The organism is Pseudanabaena sp. PCC 9330 (assembly GCF_055795045.1).
Genome location: NZ_JAYFES010000027.1, coordinates 1 through 390, shown reverse-complemented (window position 1 = coordinate 390; position 390 = coordinate 1). Strand labels below are relative to the sequence as shown.

At 50.3% G+C, this 390-nt stretch carries 1 protein-coding gene; it reads left to right on the top strand.

Annotation, left to right across the window (positions count from 1 at the left end; all coding sequences use genetic code 11):
• Nucleotides 1–60 precede the first annotated feature (60 nt).
• On the top strand, nucleotides 61–369 hold the full coding sequence (locus tag AC0QKW_RS00570; RefSeq protein WP_473149127.1) for a transposase: 309 nt from the start codon (nucleotides 61–63) through the stop codon (nucleotides 367–369).
• Nucleotides 370–390 lie beyond the last annotated feature (21 nt).

Genomic DNA, 390 nt, shown 5'->3' with positions numbered 1-390 from the left:
TGACCTTGCCTCGAAAAAGAGGACATTCCCGAAGAGTCGATAACGAAGGAGAATGTTCAGATGACCCAAAAACCGCGAAGGATATTTACAGACGAGCAAAAAGCAGAAGCTGTTCGCATTGTGGGCCAATCGGGTAAACCGGTCAGCCAGGTGGCTCAAGAGATGGGGTTGACCGAGAGTGCGCTACGCAAGTGGGTTAAGCAAGCTCGAATTGATCGTTCCGGTGACAGCGAAGGTTCATTGACCTCTGCTGAACGTCAAGAATTAACTGCGCTGCGTCGAGACCTAAAACGGGTGCGGATGGAGCGCGATTTCTTAAAAAAAGCCGCGACCTTCTTTGCTCGGGAAAGCTCAGATCCTATGAGCTAATCCAGAGGGAGAAGGTCAATT

Excerpts from the sequence above, each read along its gene's own strand:
- AC0QKW_RS00570 (WP_473149127.1), top strand. The coding sequence starts at position 61 with ATGACCCAAAAACCGCGAAGGATATTTACAGACGAGCAAAAAGCAGAA.